General features: G+C 42.4%; 4 protein-coding genes. 1 reads left to right on the top strand and 3 read right to left on the bottom strand.

Features of this window, described 5'->3' with window-relative positions; translation table 11 throughout:
* Positions 1–368: 368 nt before the first annotated feature.
* Both HN980_01500 and HN980_01505 read right to left on the bottom strand, forming a co-directional pair.
* Positions 369–1991, bottom strand: a complete 1623-nt coding sequence (locus HN980_01500) for a DEAD/DEAH box helicase (GenBank protein MBT6928161.1) — start codon at positions 1989–1991, stop codon at positions 369–371.
* A 105-nt stretch (positions 1992–2096) separates the two neighbouring features.
* On the bottom strand, positions 2097–3080 hold the full coding sequence (locus HN980_01505) for a hypothetical protein (protein MBT6928162.1): 984 nt from the start codon (positions 3078–3080) through the stop codon (positions 2097–2099).
* A 122-nt stretch (positions 3081–3202) separates the two neighbouring features.
* Between HN980_01505 and HN980_01510 the strand changes: the two genes are divergently transcribed.
* Positions 3203–3469, top strand: coding sequence for a DUF493 domain-containing protein (locus HN980_01510; GenBank protein ID MBT6928163.1), 267 nt, complete (start codon positions 3203–3205; stop codon positions 3467–3469).
* 98 nt (positions 3470–3567) lie between these two features.
* Here HN980_01510 and HN980_01515 read toward each other — a convergent pair.
* Positions 3568–4045, bottom strand: a 478-nt coding sequence (locus tag HN980_01515; GenBank protein ID MBT6928164.1) for a ferredoxin, incomplete at its 5' end; no start/stop codon positions are given.

The following is a 4045-nucleotide window of genomic DNA, read 5'->3' on the forward strand; positions in this document are numbered from 1 at the left end:
ACCGATTTTTTTACCACAGAGCCACAGAGAACACAGAGCGCGCCCACTGCGCAGAGCGCGCGCAGCGGACGCACAGCTGTCGCCATTGTCATTGATTGTACTTCCTTTCTTTGTTTTTCTTATAACAAACGTAAAGATACAATCTTACTTTTACGACAACGACGAGAGGGGGCACTGCCGTGTCCGGGTTTATTCAATGTTCAATGAAAAAGGGGGTCTGGGGGAGAATCCCCCAGCCATATTCTTTTTCCTCTCTGTGTATCCTCTGTGGGTACTCTGTGTCCTCTGTGGCAAAAAACCTGCTTTCTCCGTGCTCTCCGTGTCTCTCCGCGTCTCCGTTGTAAAAGTCCTATTTCCGATCTCCGAATTTAGAAGCTTTTTGAGGCACTGCCTGCTTTATGTCGGAATCCACCTTTTTTATTCTGTGTCGCTGAGAATGCTGGTTTCTTTTTGCGCTGTGTTGATGCGAAAGGTCTTTTATTTCCGCCTTTTGACGAAAATGACTTTTTATTACCGTCTGTTTCTGAAAAAGAACTGTTGTTGCTTTTTCTTGATGAGAACGGTTTTTTTGTTCCTTGTGACGGTGAGTAAGGCCTCTTATTTCCGTCTGTTCTCGAGGCGAACGGCTTTTTCGTTCCTTGTTCCGACGAGTAAGGTCTTTTATTTCCGTCTGTTCTCGAGGCGAAGGGTTTTTTCGTTCCTTGTTCCGACGAGTAAGATCTCTTATTTCCGTCTGTTGCCGACGAGTAAGGTTTCTTATTACGATGTGTCGAAGAAGAGGGCCTATTATTACGGTGTGTCTTTGAGAAAGGTCTTTTTTTACGCATTGGTTTCGTCGAAGACATCATTTTTTTCTTAGGTTCCATGCCGGGGACTGTCTGGAAGTCGAGCTGTTGTCCTGTAAAGTGTTCTATAATTTTTATCATCTTATAGTCTCTTGATGATACGAATGACAGCGCTAGGCCTTTACATCCTGCTCTTCCTGTTCTGCCGATACGGTGAACGTAGTCTTCTGGGTTCATTGGCATATCGAAGTTTATTACGTGGCTTATTGTCTTTACGTCGATACCTCGTGCTGCGACGTCTGTAGCTACGAGGATTTTAATCTTTCCTTCGCGCATTCTCATGATAGTCCGTGTTCTCTGTCTTTGGTTCATATCGCCGTGTAGTGCTGCAACTTTGTGGTCGAATTCGTTAAGTTGGTTGGCGAGCTGGTCGGCTTGGATCTTTGTTGAGGTGAAGATCAATGCCTGTTCGATGTTCTGATCTTCAAGAAAGTGGTTAAGAAGTTCTTGTTTATGGTATATATCGTCGACGTAGTGCATACGCTGTTCGATATTCTCATATTCTTCTTTGCTGTGTCTTACTGTGATCTCCATAGGGTTGTTAAGCAGACGTTCTGATAGTTTCAGTACGGAGCCTTTAAGTGTCGCTGAGAACAGCAGTGTCTGTCTGTTGCTTGGCGTCTTTGATGCTATCAGTTCTACAGGTTCGATGAATCCCATGTCGAGCATGCGGTCTGCTTCGTCGAGGACGAGGAGTTCTAGCCTTGAGAAGTTTATCTTTCCGCGTTCGATATGGTCGATAAGGCGTCCTGGTGTAGCGACTAATATCTCGTATTTTCCTGCGAGGTCACGGTTTTGCGCATAATATGGTGCTCCGCCGTAGATACATACTGTTTTAACGCGTGGAAGGCGTTTGCTATATTTGCTTGCCTGTGAAGCTACCTGCATTGCCAGTTCTCTGGTAGGGACGAGTATAAGGATACGAGGACCACGGCCTTTGGTTTCTGGTTCTGTCATAATACGGTTTAGTGCGGGGAGGATGAAAGCAGCGGTCTTTCCTGTTCCTGTTGGCGCTGAAGCTCGAAGGTCGCGGCCTTCTAAGACTTTAGGGATTACTTGTTTTTGTACTGGTGTTGGTGTTGTATATCCAGCTTCTTCGATAGTTTTTAATATTTCTGAATTTAAGTTTAGGTCTGAAAATGACATATAATCTCGCTTTTTTGGTTGTTAAACAAAGATTATACCATTGACTATCAATAAAATAAAGCATTAATAATAAAAAATTAATTTATTGATTATTATAATTTGATATTAGCAAAAGGAAGAAGACGGGCGGACGGCATATGTGTTGTCTCTAGACGCTGTTCTTTCTTGCATTAAAGCAGCCATTTTGACCAGTTGCGAATGCAGTGAGTTACCAATGTTATCTAACTGCTTTTTAGTTTCTACATCGAGATCTTGTTGTCCTAATAATGCTGTACGAAAAGGCTTTTCGAAACTTAAAAAAGTAGTGATGATGTTGACAGGTTCAGGAATAGGATTATCACTGGCCATAATTTGGGATAAGCGATCTATATTAGTTTCTTTGGCGAGCTTTTCTGAGAATTCCTTGAATTTGGTTGCGCTTTCTTTAAGTTCTTGATTTTTAGATTCTATAAAAGCATCAAAAAAACTTGTTTTTTCAGAGTCTTCTTCAAACCCTAGGAGTAGTAGTAACATTTTTTTTAAATCGTCGTAGTGGTATGAAGGATATCCATCGAGGTATTCGTGGACACGGCTGCTTATTGCGCTGTAATCTTCTTTTGTTGCTATATGACGAGTAATGGCGCAAAGGCGAAGAGTGAAGTTGGCGAGCCTACTATTGATTTCTAAGCCGTGTTTATAACACATATCTTCTTTGACTTCTTCTGGCGATTGTATAGCAAGTGGTAGAGCTCTTATCTCTAGGCTACGCTCAGCTTTTAGTTTTTTTATTGCGTGTTTTGTTTTACATATTTGTAAAATACGAAGAACTAACATCTTTATGCGATGAACTAACATCTTTATGGGTCCATACGTATTTTCTGTTTCCTTACAATGATTAAATCTATGACGAATATGGTAAGGGACTTCGATTTCCATATTGAGTTCTCTAGGGCAAGCTTCCATAGCTCTAAAAAAAGGAATTAGTGCTATGTCGGCGTCAGGAGTTATACCCGACAGTATTTCTGATGGATCACAAAAACCATTTCCAAGGTCCTTATCATCAGCGGGAATTGATGACATAGCTGTTCCAGGAGCTGCTGCTGGTTCCATAGTAATTTTTCTTTATGGTGGATGAAAAATACGATTATAGTGTATCGCTTATGCCTTTGCAATAAAAAAGCTTTTTATGGCATGCTGTAGAGTCGGTTAAAGAAATTTATATTAGGATTGATATGGAAGAAAAAGAACAAGAACTACAATTTCCCTGCGAATACCCTATAAAGATTATGGGTAAAGTTTCCGAGGATTTCGAAGCTGCCGTCGGCAAGATTCTCAAAAAGCATGGTGGCGAAGATATTTTCACTGTCGTTTCGCGGAAAGAGAGTGCCAAAGGGACATATCTTTCTATTACTGTGACGTTCGTCGCCCAGGGTCGTGAAGACGTCGACGCTATATACCGCGATCTTTCGCTGTGCGAGCATGTCGTCATGACAATGTGATTATTATAGCGGATAGCGTATAAACAGTGATCAATGATCAGTTATCAGTAAAAAAGTTACTTTCTATTGCTCATTGCTCAATGTTCAATGTTCAATGCTCAATGTAAATATTGTCTTCTTTCTTTATATGCGGTGTGTAGGTATTTGTGTGCCGTCTTGCTCAGTGGTTTATCGAGGAACTCTTTATATAGTGTTATTATGCTGGTATTGTGGTGCGAGCATCGGAAGGTGCTCTTTTCGTCGTCTCTATAAAGCCCTGCAGCGCGTTTTGTACGTATCTCGTCGGTAGCGCCGTATGGTTGTCCTCCTCCGCCGACGCATCCTCCTCGGCATGCCATGACTTCGATGAAATGGTAATAAGGTTCACCGCCTTCGTCGCGGCGTTTCCGTATGCGGTCGAGGACGGTCTCGATGTTCGACATCCAGTGTGCTACAGCGACGCGGACGTCTTTACCGTCGATAGATATCGTCGCTTCTTTTACGCCTTCTAGGCCTCTTACTGCGGTGAAGTTTACATCTTCTAGTTCTTTCTTCGTTATCGCGAAGTATGCCGTACGCAGTGCTGCTTCCATTACG

The organism is Waddliaceae bacterium, from assembly GCA_018694295.1.
Taxonomy (GTDB): Bacteria; Chlamydiota; Chlamydiia; order Chlamydiales; family JABHNK01; genus JABHNK01.

Excerpts from the sequence above, each read along its gene's own strand:
- HN980_01500 (MBT6928161.1), bottom strand. The coding sequence starts at position 1,991 with ATGTCATTTTCAGACCTAAACTTAAATTCAGAAATATTAAAAACTATC.
- HN980_01505 (MBT6928162.1), bottom strand. The coding sequence starts at position 3,080 with ATGGAACCAGCAGCAGCTCCTGGAACAGCTATGTCATCAATTCCCGCT.
- HN980_01510 (MBT6928163.1), top strand. The coding sequence starts at position 3,203 with ATGGAAGAAAAAGAACAAGAACTACAATTTCCCTGCGAATACCCTATA.